The organism is Egibacter rhizosphaerae (assembly GCF_004322855.1).
GTDB lineage: Bacteria > Actinomycetota > Nitriliruptoria > Euzebyales > Egibacteraceae > Egibacter > Egibacter rhizosphaerae.
The window spans coordinates 1,366,171-1,382,318 of sequence record NZ_CP036402.1; the positions used below are offsets into that span (position 1 = coordinate 1,366,171).

Annotated in this window: 13 protein-coding genes; 6 read left to right on the forward strand and 7 right to left on the reverse strand. The window is 74.1% G+C overall.

Annotated features, from left to right (window positions below; translation table 11 throughout):
• Positions 1 to 45 precede the first annotated feature (45 nt).
• The 7 genes from ER308_RS06390 to ER308_RS06420 form a co-directional block, all read right to left on the reverse strand.
• Complete coding sequence (locus tag ER308_RS06390; protein ID WP_131154201.1) at positions 46 to 234, reverse strand: Trm112 family protein; 189 nt, start codon at positions 232 to 234, stop codon at positions 46 to 48.
• Between the two features lie 3 nt (positions 235 to 237).
• Positions 238 to 1,593: a phosphohexomutase domain-containing protein gene (locus tag ER308_RS06395; protein WP_131154202.1), complete on the reverse strand. Its 1,356-nt coding sequence runs from the start codon at positions 1,591 to 1,593 to the stop codon at positions 238 to 240.
• Between the two features lie 209 nt (positions 1,594 to 1,802).
• The gene (locus tag ER308_RS06400) at positions 1,803 to 2,327 is read right to left on the reverse strand and encodes a DUF3499 family protein (RefSeq protein ID WP_165491862.1); all 525 of its coding nucleotides are present in this window, start codon (positions 2,325 to 2,327) and stop codon (positions 1,803 to 1,805) included.
• An 88-nt stretch (positions 2,328 to 2,415) separates the two neighbouring features.
• The gene (locus tag ER308_RS06405) at positions 2,416 to 4,056 is read right to left on the reverse strand and encodes a DUF5719 family protein (RefSeq protein WP_131154204.1); all 1,641 of its coding nucleotides are present in this window, start codon (positions 4,054 to 4,056) and stop codon (positions 2,416 to 2,418) included.
• A complete protein-coding gene (locus tag ER308_RS06410) occupies positions 4,053 to 7,229 on the reverse strand; it encodes a glycosyltransferase family 2 protein (RefSeq protein WP_131154205.1) in 3,177 nt (1,058 codons plus the stop codon). Before ER308_RS06410 ends, ER308_RS06405 begins: the two co-directional genes overlap by 4 nt.
• A 228-nt stretch (positions 7,230 to 7,457) precedes the next feature.
• Positions 7,458 to 7,691: a WhiB family transcriptional regulator gene (locus ER308_RS06415; protein WP_276319876.1), complete on the reverse strand. Its 234-nt coding sequence runs from the start codon at positions 7,689 to 7,691 to the stop codon at positions 7,458 to 7,460.
• Between the two features lie 271 nt (positions 7,692 to 7,962).
• Complete coding sequence (locus tag ER308_RS06420) at positions 7,963 to 9,006, reverse strand: nucleotidyltransferase family protein (protein WP_131154206.1); 1,044 nt, start codon at positions 9,004 to 9,006, stop codon at positions 7,963 to 7,965.
• 145 nt (positions 9,007 to 9,151) lie between these two features.
• Here ER308_RS06420 and ER308_RS06425 point away from each other — a divergent pair, with 145 nt between their 5' ends.
• The 6 genes from ER308_RS06425 to ER308_RS06450 all read left to right on the forward strand — a co-directional run bounded on the left by ER308_RS06425 (position 9,152) and on the right by ER308_RS06450 (position 16,139).
• Positions 9,152 to 9,907 (forward strand): sugar isomerase domain-containing protein, encoded by a 756-nt coding sequence (locus ER308_RS06425; protein ID WP_165491863.1) that lies wholly within the window; start codon positions 9,152 to 9,154, stop codon positions 9,905 to 9,907.
• A gap of 4 nt (positions 9,908 to 9,911) precedes the next feature.
• A complete protein-coding gene (locus tag ER308_RS06430; RefSeq protein WP_205745943.1) occupies positions 9,912 to 10,937 on the forward strand; it encodes an SIS domain-containing protein in 1,026 nt (341 codons plus the stop codon).
• 81 nt (positions 10,938 to 11,018) lie between these two features.
• Positions 11,019 to 12,119 carry an N-acetylglucosamine-6-phosphate deacetylase gene (nagA, locus tag ER308_RS06435; protein ID WP_131154208.1) on the forward strand — a complete coding sequence of 367 codons (1,101 nt, stop codon included), beginning with the start codon at positions 11,019 to 11,021 and terminating at the stop codon, positions 12,117 to 12,119.
• Positions 12,116 to 13,675 (forward strand): glycoside hydrolase family 3 protein, encoded by a 1,560-nt coding sequence (locus ER308_RS06440; protein WP_131154209.1) that lies wholly within the window; start codon positions 12,116 to 12,118, stop codon positions 13,673 to 13,675. Before nagA ends, ER308_RS06440 begins: the two co-directional genes overlap by 4 nt.
• 171 nt (positions 13,676 to 13,846) lie before the next feature.
• On the forward strand, positions 13,847 to 14,650 hold the full coding sequence (locus ER308_RS06445) for a GntR family transcriptional regulator (protein ID WP_131154210.1): 804 nt from the start codon (positions 13,847 to 13,849) through the stop codon (positions 14,648 to 14,650).
• 88 nt (positions 14,651 to 14,738) lie between these two features.
• Positions 14,739 to 16,139, forward strand: coding sequence for an extracellular solute-binding protein (locus tag ER308_RS06450; RefSeq protein WP_131154211.1), 1,401 nt, complete (start codon positions 14,739 to 14,741; stop codon positions 16,137 to 16,139).
• The last annotated feature ends 9 nt before the right edge of the window (positions 16,140 to 16,148 follow it).

Consider the following 16,148-nt stretch of genomic DNA (forward strand, 5'->3'; position numbering starts at 1 on the left):
GACGTGAGGGCGCAGGCCCGCCCGCAGGGGACGGACGCGTCGAGCCTAGGACGTACCGCCCCCGGACGGCTGCGTGGCTTCCTCGACCAGCATGACGGGGATGCCGTCGCGGACCGGATAGCGGCGGTCGCAGGCCGTGCAGATGATGAGGTCGCGCCGTTCCTTGTACTCGATCGCGCCCCGGCAGGCCGGGCAGACGAGCAACTCGACGAGGTCACGCGACACGGCGGGCATGGCCTACCTCCTCGTGGTCTCGAACGGCGCGAGCACGGCCAGTGCCCGGTCGCGCGCGTCCTCCATCCGGGCGGCGTCCGCCGCCTCGACGTTGAGCCGCACCAGCGACTCGGTGTTGGAGAGGCGCAGGTTCAGCCACCAGGTGCCCGCATCGACGGTGAACCCGTCGGTACGGTCGACGTGCCCGTCGGGGCCGAGCAGCGCGGCGGCCTGCGCGAGTGCCGCGTCGGGGTCGTCGACGGCGACGCTCACCTCCCCGCTGGAAGCATAAAGGTCGTAGGGCGCGGCGAGGACCGACATCGGGGTGTCGGTCTCGGCGAGCGCGTCGAGGACGACCATCATCGCGACAGCGGCACTGTCGGCCCCGTAGAAGTCGCGGAAGTAGTAGTGCCCCGAGTGCTCGCCCCCGAACACCGCCCCCGTCTCGCGCATCGTCGCCTTGACGTACGAGTGGCCCACGCGGGTCGCCACGGCACGGCCGCTGCGAGCGCGGATCGTCTCGGGCACGACGCGGGAGCAGATGACGTTGTGGAGCACGGTCGCCCCGGGTTCGCGCGCGAGCAGCCGCGCGGCGATGATCGCGGCGGTCACCGACGGGCTGATGACGGTGCCGGCCTCGTCGACGCACACGACCCGGTCGGCGTCCCCGTCGAACGCGAACCCGACGTGGGCGCCGCAGGCACGGACGAGAGCTTGCAGCTCCTCGAGGTTGGCGGGGTCGGTCGGGTCGGGAGGATGCGCGGGGAACGATCCGTCGAGGTCGAGGTAGCGCCCTTCGAGGGTCACCCCGAGGTCGTCGAGCACCCGCGGCACGACCAGGCCGGCCATGCCGTGCCCCGCGTCCACGGCGGCATGCAACCCCGCCAGTCGATGCTCGCCCGCGAACGCCCGCACCGCTGCCACGTAGGCGTCCCACAGGTCGAGGGAGCGGTAGCCACCCGGGGTCGCCGCCGGGGCCGGCGGGGACGCGGCCCCGTCCCTGATGTCAGCAAGCCCCGTGTCGAGCGACACGGGCTCGGCACCGGGCCGGCAGAACTTGAAGCCGTTGTAGGCGGGGGGATTGTGGCTCGCGGTCACCATCACTCCGGCAGCGTGCCTGCGCCCCGACGCGAAGGACACCATGTCGGCGCTGGCGAGACCGAGGTCGGCCACGTCGACTCCGACCGCACGCACCCCGGCGGCGAACGCATCGGCCAGCTCCCCCGAGGTCTCGCGCATGTCGCGCCCGAGCACGAGCTCGGGGCCGCCGAGCTCGCGTGCAGCCGCCCGGCCGAGTCGCTCGGCGAGGTCGGCGTCGAGATCATCGGGCACGCGACCGCGGATGTCGTAGGCCTTGGTGATCCGCGCGAGTCGTCCCACGAGTGGCTCCTTGATCGTGCTTCCCGGCGGTGCGCGGCGGCCACGGCGGGAGTGGCCTGCCCCGGGGGGTAGCTGGTGACGTGCGGAGTCCCACGGACCCGCCATCCTCGTCGTGGCGGCGCCCGGTCCCCGGTCGGCTGCCCGCCGGCGCGACGTCCGGCGCCGGGCTACGGCACGTGTCCGCCGGGCTACGGCGCGTTCCCGCCGGGCTACGGCGCGTTCCCGCCGGGCTCCTCGCCGGTGTCGGGCCCGGAGTCGCGGGGCGGGGGGGACGGCGGCTCGGTCGACAGCGGCGCGATGTCGCGGGTGAGGTCGATGTCTCGGGACGCGGTGCTCGCGTAGCGAGCAGCGAGCCGCGGGAGCTCGCGGTGCAGCTCCGCGTACCGGCTCTCGCGGTTCGGCGGGTCCGGGGCGGCCTGGGGCGGAGAGGGCACCGCCGCGAGCGGCGCCCTGCCGGGTTCGCGGGACGTGGCCGCGGCGGTGTCCGACGACCCGCCGGGCCGCGGGACCGTGGAGGCGGGGTCCCGATGGTCGATCAGCACCCAGCCTCGCGGCACGCGCAGGGTGCCGACGTGCCCCGCGCAGAGCTCCCATCGCAGTGGGTGCTCCTCCTGGACGAGGTCGACCAGCCAGACCTGTGCCGCGTCGTAGTGGAACGCGAGCGACACGGCCGCGGGCGCATCGCAGCCGTTGCGGCGACAGGCGCGCGTGGTGCCGGAGTCGGGGGTAGCCATCGTCGCGGCAGGGTAGCGCATGCCCCGCGCGCGACGGTGGAGCCGGCTCGCCGGCGGCGATGGCCCGCAACGCAGCCGCAGCGGGCACTCAGGGCTCGAGAGTCTCGAGGGGCAGCAGGGAGGGATCGCGTCGGCTGGTGAGCCCCGGTGCCGGCGGCTCCCACGCACGGCGGGGAGCGCTGAGCCCCACCACCAGCCCTTCGTCCTCGTGCTCACCGTGATCGCGCTGCACGCTGCGGTGCCCGGCGACCACCGGCTCGTCGGCCGAGACGCGCACGGGTACCGGTGCGGGCAGCGCGTCGAGCTCGTACAGGCGGTGGTCGCCGGCGGCCAGGGTCTGCTCCTCCCACGCTTCCGGCGTGCCGGGACCTCCGTCAACGGTCAGGCTGGCCGGTGCGGGTCCGGGGTTGTAGACGGCCAGCGCACCGTCCTCGGCAACGCCCTGCGGTGCTCCCACGCGCCAGTCGCGGCTCGCGTCGCCCCCGAGCGCCTCCCCCGCGAACGCCCTCCGATCGCCGTGCGACCGCGCCGTGAACCCCGACGCGACGATCCCGACGTCGTTCACGCTCTCGACGGTGACGCCGAAGGCGTCCCCGTCGGACCGGTCGGTCAGGTCGATGCGCACCGTGGTCTCCGGGGGGATCGAGGTCTCACCGATGGCCCCCTCCGCACCGGGATTCGAGACGCGCACGTCCACCGCCGCGGAGCGCTCCCCGGGGTTGTGCACTTCGAGCCACGCCTCCCGCTCCTCGGTGACGGAGGCATAGGCGAGGTACGCGGTCGTCAGCCGCTCCGACGTCGCCGGCAGCAGGGCACGTCCTTGGGGGCCCTCGCGGACGAGGTCGGAGGAGAGCTCCTCCGCTCCGGCGTCGGGTTCGGGCTCCTCGAGCTCCACACCCTCGAGATCGTCCGGGTCGAGGTCGAGCTCCTCCTCGAGGGTCCCGGCATCGTCGAGGTCGTCGAGCTCGTCGAGTTCCTCGAGTTCCTCGGCGGGTCGGGACACCTCCTCGACACGGTCGGCGGCGGCGAGCAGGCGCCCGCCCTCGACCTCCACGGTGGCGGCGAGCTCCTCCTCGTCCGGGACGAGTTCGTCGACCTCGATCGCCTCGGCCTCCCCGGCCGGCACCACCACCCCCTCGCCACCGACGCGCACCTCGGGTCCACCTCGGGTCACGAACCGCACGTCCGCCACGGCGTCGGTCCCGAACGGGTTGTAGAGGTGGACCGTCGACGACGAGCCGCCGGCGGTCGACAGTCCGGGCAGGTACTGGGTGCTCGCGGGCGCGTCCGCACAGGCGTACCCGCCGGCCGGCTCGTCCTCGGGCGGTTCCCACGTGACCTGCACGGGGGCGTCGCCCCAGCGGACCTCGACGGGGAGATCGGTGGGCACGTCGACGCTGCGCCAAGACGAGGCCGGGACGACGAGCTCGGCGACCTCCTCCGCGCTCCCCGCGTCGTGTGAGACCACGGTCACGTCGGACGGTTCGTCGTCGACCGCGGCGATGCGCAACCGCGCATCCTCCCTCGAGTCGCTGGTCACCGGACACCACGCGAAGCCGGTGTCCGCGCCGTCGAGGGGTTCGGCGGCAGGCGGCGAGCTGGCCACGGGCACGGGCGAGTCGCTGGGTGGGGGCGCTGCGACGAGGTCCACGACGACGAGCAGCACGCCGATGCTCACCGCCACCACGAGCAGCGTGCGGACCACCTCGCCGGAGCCGGCGCCGCTCACGATGGCCCCCCGGCGCGCGCCGATGGCGTGGCAGCCCTGACGCCGTCCAGACCGTCGAGGCCCGGCAGCGCGTGAACGGGGGGCGCGTCACGGCGCCCCGCGCGCGCTGCCGTCGCGAGGCGTGGCGGTCGCAACAGGAGCGAGCCCAGGACGAGCGCGAGCAGGGCCTGCCCGGCGACGAGCGTCCGATGGCGCCAGGGGCTGCCGACCTGCAACTCGACCGAACCCTCGTCGGGCACCTCGTAGGCGGCGACGGGGGGCAGCTCCTCCACCGTCGGCTCCACCGCCACGGGGTCGAGGGGCGCCCCGTCCAAGGTGGCGGCCCACGCGCTCGCGTCCTCGGTGAGCAGGAGCGTGCCGGGCCCTGCCTCGCCCGCCCAGTGGTCGGACCCGCCGGAGAGGGCAACGGGCTCGACGTCCGAAGCGTCGACCCTGCGGCCCGCGAGCAGGTGGTCCGCGAACCGATCGGGCAGCACGGACGCCCGCGGGACCCAAGCGGCGACCTGCAGGACCCGACCCCCACCGGTGGGTATGGGCTCCAGCTCCGGCTGGCGGATGAGGAGCTCCCGAAGCTCGCTGTCCGCGGCGTCCTCGGTGAGCACCACCTCGCGGACGCCGGCGAGCGCCAGGCGGGATGCCGCTCCGAGGTCGGAGCCGGTGGCCATCCCCTCGACGGCCCGACCCACCGCTGCGGCGATCGCCGGGCTCTCGGTCTCCCCGACGCCGCGCATGGACGGTCCGTCCTGGCCGGTCAACTCCCACCGCACACCGTCGTCGTCGAGGTCGAGCAGCAACAGCCGGTGGGGCAGTTCCTCGCTCGCGCCGGCGACCGGCGGCAGCACGTCCTCGACGCGTTCCACCCCGACCCAAGGGTCGGACGCGATCCGCGCGAGACCGCCCAGCAGGCCGATCCCGACGACGAGTACCCCGGCGATCGCGCTGACCTGGCGCAGCCCGAAGGCGTGCACGGAGAGGGCGGGCACGAAGGTTCGTCCCGCGACCGCGGCCAGGCCTCCCACGGCGAGCGCGCCGGGCAGCAGCATCAACGGCGACCAGACCGAGACGGGCACGACGCGAGCGGCCACCCAGGCGGCCGTGGCGGACACGATGAGCGTCGTGACCAGCAACGTGACCGGCAGCGGCCGCAACGGCAGGCCGAGCAGGAGACCGAGACCGATGAGCGCGGCGGTCAACACCACGGCGAGCATGGCCCCGGCGGTCGACTCGAGGCCGGGGAGCACGACCGGGGCGAGGCCGATCGCCCGCCACGCTGGCAGCGGCACCTCGGGTTGGGCCGGCAGCCGCGCGCTGCCGGCGATCAGGCTCGCGAGCCACGGGCTCAGCAGAAGCAGCGGCGCGACCGTCGACACCGCCACGCGCAGCCGGGGACGCCCGTGGCGTGGCACGTCGCGTCGCGTCGCCACGATGACGGCGAGCAGCAGCGCGCTCGCCACGAGCACGCCCGCGGGCGGGGCCGCGCCGATCGCCACGACGCTCGCGAACACGAACAGGGCGGTGGCCCGCCACGCCGTGGGCAGCGCCGTGTCCGGATTCCCCAGCCGAAAGGCGAGCAGCACGAGCGCGGGGAACAGGGCCGCGACGACGAGCGCCCCCCACCGCGCCTGCGCGAGCGCGCCGGCGACCGGCGGCGAGCACGCGTAGAGCGTCGCCGCGAGCACTCGCGGTCCCGAACGTTCGGTGATCAGGCGACCGGCCCGGAGTGCCGTGACCCACGCGAACGGCAGGAGGCCGAGCACGAGCACGGTCTGTGCGAGCCAGGGGCTGCCGCCGAGCCCCAGCGAGGCCACGCCGAGCACGGCTTGGATCGGCGAGGGGAAGCCAACAGTGCCGGCGGGCTCGCCACCGAACGGACTGGCGTAGGCCGCGACGAACTCCCCCGCGGCGTCCGGCCACGGGCGGATCTCGCCGCCGAGCAGCACGCCGCTGCCCAGCAGGGAGGCCGCACCGACGAGGTAGAGGACGAGCAGGGGGATGCCGGCCCACACCGCCGCACCGCGACGCAGCAGGCGGCCGATGCGTCCGCCGGCCGGCACCGCACGTTCGTCGATCGTTCCGGCGAGGAGCGCGGGCGTGTCCGAACCGGCCAGCCAGGCCCTCGTCGTGTCCGCCCACTGCTGCCAGCGTGGCTCGCCGGAGGCCAGGAGCGGGGCGATCTCGTCCTCGCTGCGCTCACGGTCGCGCTGGGTGACCCAGCGCAACCGCAGTGTGCGGGGAAGCTGCACCGCGTTCCAGAGCCAGGCGCGAACGGTGGCCCCGGCGGCGCCGACCCGCCTGGTGGCGAGCAGCGCCAGCGTCTTCGCGGCGGCGAGCAGCGCGGCGACGGGCAGCGACCAGGCGAGCCTGGCCGCCCCGTGGTTGCGCAGCAGGCTGGCCAGCGCATGGCGTTCGGTGAGCTCGCGGGGCGTCCTCGCGCCACCGTCCCACAGCGGCCGCGCGCCACGGGTCCCGGCGGCGGCGTGGTAGCCGACCGCCGCCGGCTGCACCGCGATCCGCCAGCCGGCGAGCCACAGCCGCCAACAGAGGTCGATGTCGTCGCCCATCGCGCGCATGCGCGGGTCGAACCCGCCCACCGCGTCGAGCGCGTCCGAACGCACGAGCATCCCCGCCGTGCTCACCGCGAGGACGTCGCGCTCCTCGTCGTACTGCCCCTGGTCGAGTTCGTCCCGCTCGAGGCCGAGGTCGACACGCCCGAACCGATCGATCGTGCGCCCCACCTGCTGCAGCGTGGGCCGTTCGCGCCACTCGCGCAGCTTCGGCCCCACGGCCGCGAGCGTCGGGTCGTCGGCGAGGTCGCGCGCGAGGCGGCCGACCGCGTCGGGCGCCAGCGCGAGGTCGTCGTGCACGATCAGCAGCGTGTCGGGGGGTGCTTCGACCACCCGAGCCGCCGCCGCGAGGGCATCGCCGACGCCGGCCGAGTCCCGGAGGCGCAGCAGCCGTTCGGGTGGGATGCGCCGCTCCAGGAGCTCCCACGAGCCGTCGGTGCTCCCCGTGTCGACGGCGACGAGGTCGAATCGTGGGTGATCCTGCACCGCGAGGCTGGCGAGCACGCCGGGGAGCCATGACATCCCGTCGTGCACGACGAGCACGCCCAGCACGCCCGGCGGGCCGGGCCCGAGGGGGGTGAACGGGGTGGGAGTGGGGGCGGCGACCATCGACTCGAGGCATGGCGGCGTCTGTCGGACACCGCCGGCAAGGGCGATGTCGACCGGGCAATCGACGTCGACCGGGCTATCAGCCGTGAGCGTCGATGGACGCGCGGATGGGGGACCGCGCGACCGCCGCGCATGGTAACCCCACCGCGGAACGTGAGCGCACGGCGGGCCTGCCCCTCCGGGCCCGGTCGACCGATGGGACCGCGACCGGTGGTGCGCAGGGACGCCTCAGGAGGCCATGCGCTTCAGCTTGCGGCGCTCGCGTTCGCTCAGCCCGCCCCAGATGCCGAACCGCTCGTCGTTCTCGAGGGCGTGCTCGAGGCACTCGTTGCGTACGGGACACTCGCCGCAGATCCGCTTGGCCTCCCGGGTCGACCCACCCTTCTCGGGGAAGAAGGTCTCGGGGTCAGCCTGCAGGCACTTCGCGTGCGCCGCCCAGGGCAGCGTCTCGATCTGGATCACGACGCGCCTCCTTCGGTCCGGGGGAGGCGCTGCGTCGCGAACAACCAGCGGGCACCGCCCATCGAGGCGGCCCCTGGTCCAGCACCCCGCCCCTGCGAGCAGCCGAACCCCCGTTGCTCGCCCGGATCGGACACGCGGACCGCAGCACTCAGCGCTGGACCCCGCGTGTGTAGTTCCATGCGTGTAATTCTGCGTTCGCAGCGCGTGAACGTCAACCCGGGAATGGGGACACGACACCTTCACGGGGCCGTTTCCGAACGCGCCCGGGCGACTACGCGGCGACGTCGCCCGCGGCGAGGCGGGCCCCGGCGGGAACCCGCACCCCCTCACGCACCACGGCGCCGTCGCCGATGACCGCGTCCGCAGCGACCTCGGCGTCCCCGCCGACACGGGCTCCCTCGCCGATCACGGCGTCGCGCACGGCGGCCCCCGGGCCGATGGCGACGTGGTCGAAGAGCACGCTGCCCGACACCAGGGCGCGCTCCCCGACGACCGTCCCGATGCCCAACACGCTGGCATCGCGCACGATCGCCTCGTCGGCCACCCGCGACTGCTCGTGACGCGCGCCGCCCGCACCGTCGCGATGCACCGCGTCGGGCCAGGGCCACGAGCAGGCACCCTCGAGCACCGCCCGCTGCCCTGCTCGGTAGCGGGCGGGGGTCCCGAGGTCCGCCCAGAACGCGTCGGCCACCATCCCGTGCAGCGCGCCGCGCGCCACGAGCCCGGGAAACACGTCGCGCTCGAAGGACAGCGGTCCGTCCCCGGGATGGTCCGCGAGCGCCCCGGAGCTCACCACGTACGTGCCGGCGTTGACGGTGTTCGTCGGCGCGTGCTCAGCGGCGGGCTTCTCGACGAAGTCGGTCACCGTGCCGGCGTCGTCCGTGAGCACCACCCCGTAGCTCGACGGGTCCTGGACGCGCCCGAGGGCCAGGCTTGCCAGCGCTCCCGAGCGTCGATGCCCTGCCACCAGACGGCCGAAGTCGAGATCGGTGAGGATGTCGCCGTTGCAGACGAGCACCGGCTCGTCCTCCCCGGCGATCTCGCGGCGCGCCCCGCCCGCGGTGTCGAGACGCGCCTCCTCCGCGCGCAGGTTGACGTGCAGCCCGAGGCCCCCGCCGAGCGGAACCAACGGGGCGAAGGGCCGGGGATCGTCGCCGACGAGGAACGTGACGCGCTCGACACCGGCCTCGCGCAACCGGACCAGCAGCCCGGTCGCGAATGGAGCGACGAGGAACGGCACCAACGGCTTGGGGCGCGTGTCGGTGAGCGGCTGGAGCCGGCTCCCCGCGCCCCCGGCGAGCACAAGCGCGCGCATGATCGTCGCAGGCTACCCATCGGCGCGTCGTTCCGCCCGCAACCCGCAGCAGAGGCTTCGGCGCACCCCGGCACGTGGACCGTTCGTGCAGTATGGTCTAGACCACACGCGACGGATCCCGAGCGACCGGGGGTGTGCGATCACCGTGGCAGCAGGCGCGGGCGCGTTCGGCGCGTACCTGCGCGAGCACCTGGAGGCGATCGAGGAGCGCAACGCCGTCACGCTCGACCGGCTCGCCGACGCCTTGCTCGCGACGGTCCGCAACGGCGGGCTCGTCCACGTCGGCGGGACGGGCCATTCCACGGGGTTGCTCCTCGAGACCTTCTACCGCGCCGGAGGGCTCGCCTGCGTGCAGCCGCTGTACGACCAGGGCCTCTCACCGCTCGAGGGCGCCGTGGCGAGCACCGCCCGGGAACGCACGTCCGGGCTCGCGGAGCGCATCCTCCGGCAGGCCGCACCCGACACGGGGGACCTGGGCATCGTCTTCTCGAACTCCGGGACCAACCCCGTGCCCGTCGAACTCGCCCAAGGGCTCTCGCGTCGCGGCTGCACGGTCGCGGCCGTGTGCTCCCTGGAGCACCTGCGGCAGGCGCCCAGGCGCAGCGACGCCAAGCTCGACGAGATCGCCGACCTCGTCCTGGACACGGGCGCTCCCGAGGGGGACGTCGCGTACGCGGCCGGGCCGCATCACACCGCCCCGGTCTCGAGCCTCGCCGGCGTCTACCTCTGGAGCCTCGCGCTCGCCCGCCTGGCCGATCGCGCCGCAGCCGCCGGCATCGACCTCCCGCTGTGGCAGAGCACGAACGTCGCGGACGGGGAGGCACGCAACGAGGCGACCATCGCGGCCTTCGGTCCGAGGATCCCCCGACTGTCCGTGTCGGGGCCAGACGGCGAGGAGTAGAACGATGCGCACCCCCGGCACGCGGATGCACGCGGAGATGGCCGAACAACCCGACGTCCTAGCCCAGCTGGCGGATCGGCGCGCGGACCGCGCAGCCGCGATCGCCGCCGCTCGGCCCGAGCCCCTGCACGGGATCGTGCTCGTGGCGCGCGGCTCGTCGGACCAGGCCGCGATCTACGGGCGGTACGCGCTGGAGGCGGCGGTCGGCCGGCCGGTCGCGCTGGCCGCCCCGAGCCTGCACACGCTCTACGGCAGCGAGGCCGACTACCGGGGGTACCTCGCGGTCGCGACGAGCCAGTCGGGGCGGACGCCCGAGATCGTCAGCGTGCTCGGGGCGATGCGTGAGGCCGGCGCCACGACGGTGGCGATCACGAACGCGGGTGAGGCGCCGCTCGCGGACGAGGCCGACGTGCTCATCGACCTCCGGGCCGGCGAGGAGCGCGCGGTGCCGGCGACCAAGACGTTCACGGCGCAGGTCGCCGCCTTCGCACTGGTCGCGGAAGCCCTCGGGACGGTGCCCTGGACCGGCCGCGACTGGGAACGGCTGCCCGCAGCGGTGGCCAGCGTGCTCGCCGACGACCTCCCCGCGCGGGAGGCCGCGGAGGGGCTGGTCGATGCGGCCGGCATCGTCTCGGTGGGACGCGGCTACCTCTACGCGATCGCGCTCGAGGCGGCACTGAAGCTCAAGGAGACGACTTCGATCCTCGCCCAGGGCTACTCCGCCGCGGATCTGCGCCACGGGCCGATCGCGGTGATCGAGCGAGATTTCCCCGTCCTGGCGTTCGACGCCCCCGGGCCGGCGGCCGAGGACATGAGCGCGCTCCGTGCCGAGCTCGCCGAACGTGGCGCGCGCATGTTGCGGGTCGGGGTCGGCGCGGGCCAGCTGCCGGTCCCGGAAGGGCTGGCCGAGCCTTTCGTCGCGATCCCGGGGGTGGTGCGCGCCCAACAGCTCGCGCGCGAGCTCGCCCTGGCCCGCGGCCTCGAACCCGACGCGCCAGTGGGATTGCGGAAGGTGACCCCGACGAGCTGACGTCTCCGATCCCACTTGCGGCGCGATGTGGTCTAGTCCAACCTGCGCAGGCCCGATCCGAGCCATGGAAGCGAGGACGCAATGCCACGACTGGGAGTTGCCGCAGCCGTCGTCGACGGGCACGTCGTCGCCGGCGACGTGGAGGTCGAGGACGGCCGCGTCGTACGGGTCGCGGCCGGGTCGGGAGGACGCGGGACCGCCGCGCCCGGCTTCGTCGACCTCCAGGTCAACGGCTTCGGGGGAGTCGACTTCCTCGCGGCGGGGGCGCGGGACTTCGCCGTCGCCGGCGAGGCGCTCCTGGCCAGTGGCGTCACCGCCTACCTACCCACCCTCATCACCTCGCCGATCGACGATCTCGTCACCGCGCTCGGCGTCGTCGAGGGCCTCGCCGGCGAGAACACCGACAAGGGACCGCGTGTCCTCGGCGCCCACGTCGAGGGCCCGTTCCTCGCCCGCCCCTTCGCGGGCGCGCACAATCCCGAGTTGATCGTCCCGCCCGATCGCGAGATCGCCGATCGCCTGCTGGGCGCGGGACCCGTGCGCTTCGTCACCCTGGCTCCCGAGCAGCCCGGGGGCCAGGAGCTGGTCTCTCATCTCGTCGCCGGGGGGGTGCGGGTGTCGGTCGGCCACACCGAGGCGCACAGCGAGGATGCACACGAGGCGTTCGACCGCGGGGCCGTTGCGGTCACGCATCTACACAACGCGATGCGGCGCTTCCGTTCCCGCGACCCCGGGCCCGCGGGAGCCGCGCTCGCCCGGCCCGAGATCGCGGTGCTGGTGATCAACGACGGGATCCACCTCGCCGACGACACGCTGCTCGGGGCATGGCGCGCCACCCGAGGCCGGTTCGTGCTGGTGACCGACGCCATCGCGGCGGCGGGGCTCGGTGAGGGCGCGGTGGCGCTCGGCGACCGTACGGTGCACGTAGCTGACGGGGCCGCCCGACTCGACGACGGCACGCTCGCCGGCAGCGTGCTCACGATGGACGCGGCCGTCCGCCGGCTCGTCGAGCTGGGGGTGCCCCTGGGCGAGGCGATCGAGGCCGCCACCGGGACGCCGGCTGGGCTCGTCGGCGAGCGCGCGAGCCTGCGACCGGGCGCCGTCGCGGACATCGCCGTCCTCGACGAGGACCTCGGGGTGCAGCGCACGCTCCGCGACGGTGTGGAGGTCCACGCGGCGTGACGACCCCGCCGTCCCCATCGACTCCACCGTCGGCGCGGCTGGACCTGCCGGAGCTGATCTCGCAGACCCTCTGGCTGGTGGTGCACGGTCCGGATCCCGACCGACCGGACGCGCGCAACGAGCAGGAACTGGGGGTCGGCACCCCGCGCCAGGCGATCCGCGCCCTGCGCCCCGGCGGCATCGTCGCGTTCGCCTGGAGCGGTAACTGTGCACACCCCCAGCAACTCGCGCACCTCGTCGCCGCGCTGCAGGACACCGCGGGGGAGGAGGCCGGGATGCCGCTGGCGGTCGCGATCGACGAGGAGGGTGGGCGTGTCCGGCGCCTCCCCCCGCCGGCCACCCAGTGGCCCTCGGCACGGGCACTCGCGCGAGCCGCGGGTCCCGAGGAGGCCCAGGCCCGGTGGGCGGCGGCCGGGACCGAGCTGCTCGCGTGCGGGATCACCACGAACCTCGCTCCGGTCGTCGACGTCGACGCCGTGAACAACCCGGTCGTCGGCGACCGCGCCTTCGGCACGGACGCGACCACGGTCTCGGCGCACGCGACGGCCGCCGTCGAGGGGCTCCAGCAGGCCGGCGTCGCCGCGGTCGCCAAGCACTTCCCCGGTCACGGAGCGGTCGCCGGGGACAGCCACGAGGCGCTCCCGCACAGCGCGGCGGGCCGGGCATCGGTCGAGGACCGACACCTCGCGGCGTTCCGGCAGCTGTTCGCCGACGCCCGGCCGGCGGGTGTGATGACCGGGCATCTGCGGATCGCGGCGCTCGACGGCGCCGAGCCCGCGACGACCTCCCCCGCCATCACCCGCGATCTCCTACGCCGGGAGCTCGGCTACGACGGACTGGTGTTGACGGATTCGCTCGCCATGGGCGCCCTCGCCGACCGGGAACCGGGGGCAGTGGCCGTCGAGGCGCTCGCCGCCGGCGCCGACGTCCTCCTGACCCCGCCCGATCCCGGCACCGCTCACGCGGCCGTGCTCGAGGCGGTCGAGCAGCAACGGCTCTCCGCCGATCGGGTCGCCGAGGCCGCCGACCGCGTCGCGGCCCACCGCACCCGCTGGCGGGCCGAGGGCGACGGACGGGCGGCCGACGACCCCTCACACCGCTCGCTCGCGCTGGACCTCGCCCATCGGGCGGTCGTGGTGAACGACCCCGTGGGGCTCCTCCCGATCGACCGCGCCCTCGTCGTCGGCGCGACCGTCGCCGGGCCCGCACGGGGCCTGGCGGACGCGCTCGCGGCCCGTGGGGTCGCGGCCAGGCTGTGCGAGCTCGGGGGGCGGGAAGGGATCGGGGACGGACCGCTGCCGAGCGGCGACACGATGAACGCCATGGCCGGCGACGATCCGCTCGTGGTGGTCAGCGAGCCGGGCCATGACCTCACCGCGCTGCTGGCGGCCACCGGCCGCGACTCCTCGGTGCACGTCCGCACCGCGGTGGGCGAGCCAGCGCTCCCCCGCCCGGCCGAGCCGGCGACCACCGTGGACGTTTCCCTCCCGGGCGGCGACCACGCGTTGGTGGCGGCCACCGCCCAGCGTCTCGCACGGACGCGGGAGAGGTACTGACCACTTCGCGCACACTGCCCGCGATCGACTTCGCGCCGAGTTCATCTCGGTCCCCTCTCGGGAACCCCTTGCGTTGAGGTCTAGACCTGCTACGGTCGAGCGTGCTCACTGGCCACCGTGGCCGACATCCCGACGACGCGGGCAGCGGCCCCCTTTCCGGAGGTCCGTCAGATGGCCGCAGCTCCCAACAAGTACGAGTCGATCCGGGACCAGGTGCTCGACCTCGTCCACGGCCTCGACGTCGGTGCGGCCATCCCCGCCGAACGCGAGCTCTGCGAGCAGTTCGGCGTCTCGCGGATGACCCTGCGCCGAGCGGTCGACGATCTCGTCCGCGAGGGCTACCTCGATCGACGGCACGGGTCCGGGACGTTCGTGGCCGAGCCGAAGATCGCGCAGCAGCTCACCATGACGAGCTTCAGCGAGGACATGCGCCGGCGCGGCCTCGTACCGAGCAGCCAAACGCTGTCGCTCACGACCGTCACCGCCGGAGCACCCCTCGGGCGCCATCTGGAGATCAGCCCTCGGGCCCAGGTGCGCCGTGTGCGCCGCCTCCGCCTCGCCGACGACCGTCCGATGGCGATCGAGACCCTGCACGTTCCGAGCGAGCTCGTGCCGGGGCTGCAGGCACGCGACCTCGTCGACACGAGCTTCTACGAGCTGCTGGCCGAACGGTACGGCATCGAGATCGGGGCGGGCCTGCAGACCATCGAACCGACCGTCCTGAACGCCGAGGAGGGCGAGCTGCTCGACGTGCCCGAGCACTCCCCCGCGTTCCTGTTCGAGCGCACGAGCCGCTCCGTGGGGGGACGCATCGTCGAGTTCGTGCGATCGGTCTATCGCGGCGACCGGTATCAGCTCCAAGTGGAGCTCCGGCCCCCTCGCACGCGAGGCGGCCGCGCCGACGGCGAGCGCGTGAGCGCACAGGACCCCGCGATTGCCTCCGCCATGCAGACGCACCCGAACTCCCCGGAGTGACGACGAGCGGCGAACGGTCGGCCGACCCCGATCGGACGATCGTCGGACGCGCCCCTAGACGAGACCCGCCCGTAGGTAAGGAGCCCGCATGCGACCCGGACTGACACCGCATCCGCTGAGAGCGCTGCTCGCGCTGCTCGCCCTCACCGTGCTGCTCGCGGCCTGCGAGGCCGAGGAAGCGGCCGAGGGGGAGCCGGACGAACCCGACGAGGAAGAGCCCGACGAGGCCGAACCCGACGCGGACGAACCCGACGCGGAGGACGAGGCCGAACCCGACGAGGCCGAACCCGACGAGGACGACGAGGCCGACGGGGCCTCGGGGGACCACGACGGGGAGTCCATCACGGTCTGGATCATGCAGCCCGGCTCCGACGACCTCGAGGAGATGCTCGAAGGCTTCACGGCCGACTTCGAGGAGGAGACCGGGGCCGACGTCGACCTCCTGTTCCAGCCCTGGCCGGATGCGCACGACGCCTTCACTACGGCGATCGCGGGTGACGACATGCCGGACGTCGCGGAGATGGGCACCACCTGGACCCCGGAGTTCGGCGAGCTCGGCGTGTTCGCCGAGCAGGAGGACTCCGGGGACGTGGAGTACATCGAGGCGCTCGTCGAGAGCGGCACCCCGGAGGGCACCCCGCTCGGCGCGCCCTGGTACGCGGGCGCCCGCGCGCTGATCTACAACGCGGAGGTCTTCGACGAGCTCGGGCTCGAGCCCCCCGAGGACTGGGACGAGCTCGTCGACGTCGGCGAGACCATCCAGGCCGAGACCGACATGCACGCCTACGGCGTGGTCGGAGCCGGCGCGAACCACTTCGTCCTGCCCCGGGTGTGGCAGGCGGGTGGTGAGATCGGCGAGCAGCACGACGACGGGACCTGGGAAGCAACGCTCAACGAGCAGGAGGGCGTCGAGGCGTTCGACGAGTACGCGAGCCTCTGGAGCGAGCACGAGTTCGCGCCCGATGGTGCGCTGAACTGGGACGTCAACGACGCTCAGGACGCGTTCATCAACGAGGACATGGCGATGTTCGAGGGGCTCGGGCCCAACCTGGGGGTCGTCCAGGGCGAGGCCGAGGACCTGGAGGTCGGCGTCGCGCCGCTGCCCGAGGGCCCCGCGGGGAACCGCGACACGCTCGCGGGAGGCAGCCACCTCGTCCGCTTCGCCGACTCGCAATCACCCGAGACAGCCCAGGCCTACATCGAGTACCTCCTCGCCGACGAACGGGTCGCGGAGTTCAGCGAGGCGGTCGGGTTCTTCCCCGGCACGATCGAGGGCATCGAGGCGATGGACCTCGACGAGCACGGGGAGGTGTTCGCCGAGATGCTCACCGACCACAGCCGCAGCTACCCCCCGACGGCCGAGTGGGGCGGATTCGAGGGTGAGGCGCTGTTCACCGACGCTGTGCAGCTCATCATGCAGGGGGACGTGTCCGCACAGGAGGCGCTCGACGATGTCGCCGACGACATGAACGACGCCTTCCAGGAGTAGCCTGCTTCG

What these genes read in the sequence shown, in the direction of transcription:
- ER308_RS06400 (WP_165491862.1), bottom strand. Translation starts at nt 2,327, where the DNA reads ATGGCTACCCCCGACTCCGGCACCACGCGCGCCTGTCGCCGCAACGGC.
- ER308_RS06390 (WP_131154201.1), bottom strand. Translation starts at nt 234, where the DNA reads ATGCCCGCCGTGTCGCGTGACCTCGTCGAGTTGCTCGTCTGCCCGGCC.
- ER308_RS06420 (WP_131154206.1), bottom strand. Translation starts at nt 9,006, where the DNA reads ATGCGCGCGCTTGTGCTCGCCGGGGGCGCGGGGAGCCGGCTCCAGCCG.
- ER308_RS06445 (WP_131154210.1), top strand. Translation starts at nt 13,847, where the DNA reads ATGGCCGCAGCTCCCAACAAGTACGAGTCGATCCGGGACCAGGTGCTC.
- ER308_RS06450 (WP_131154211.1), top strand. Translation starts at nt 14,739, where the DNA reads ATGCGACCCGGACTGACACCGCATCCGCTGAGAGCGCTGCTCGCGCTG.
- ER308_RS06410 (WP_131154205.1), bottom strand. Translation starts at nt 7,229, where the DNA reads ATGGTCGCCGCCCCCACTCCCACCCCGTTCACCCCCCTCGGGCCCGGC.
- ER308_RS06430 (WP_205745943.1), top strand. Translation starts at nt 9,912, where the DNA reads ATGCGCACCCCCGGCACGCGGATGCACGCGGAGATGGCCGAACAACCC.
- nagA (WP_131154208.1), top strand. Translation starts at nt 11,019, where the DNA reads ATGCCACGACTGGGAGTTGCCGCAGCCGTCGTCGACGGGCACGTCGTC.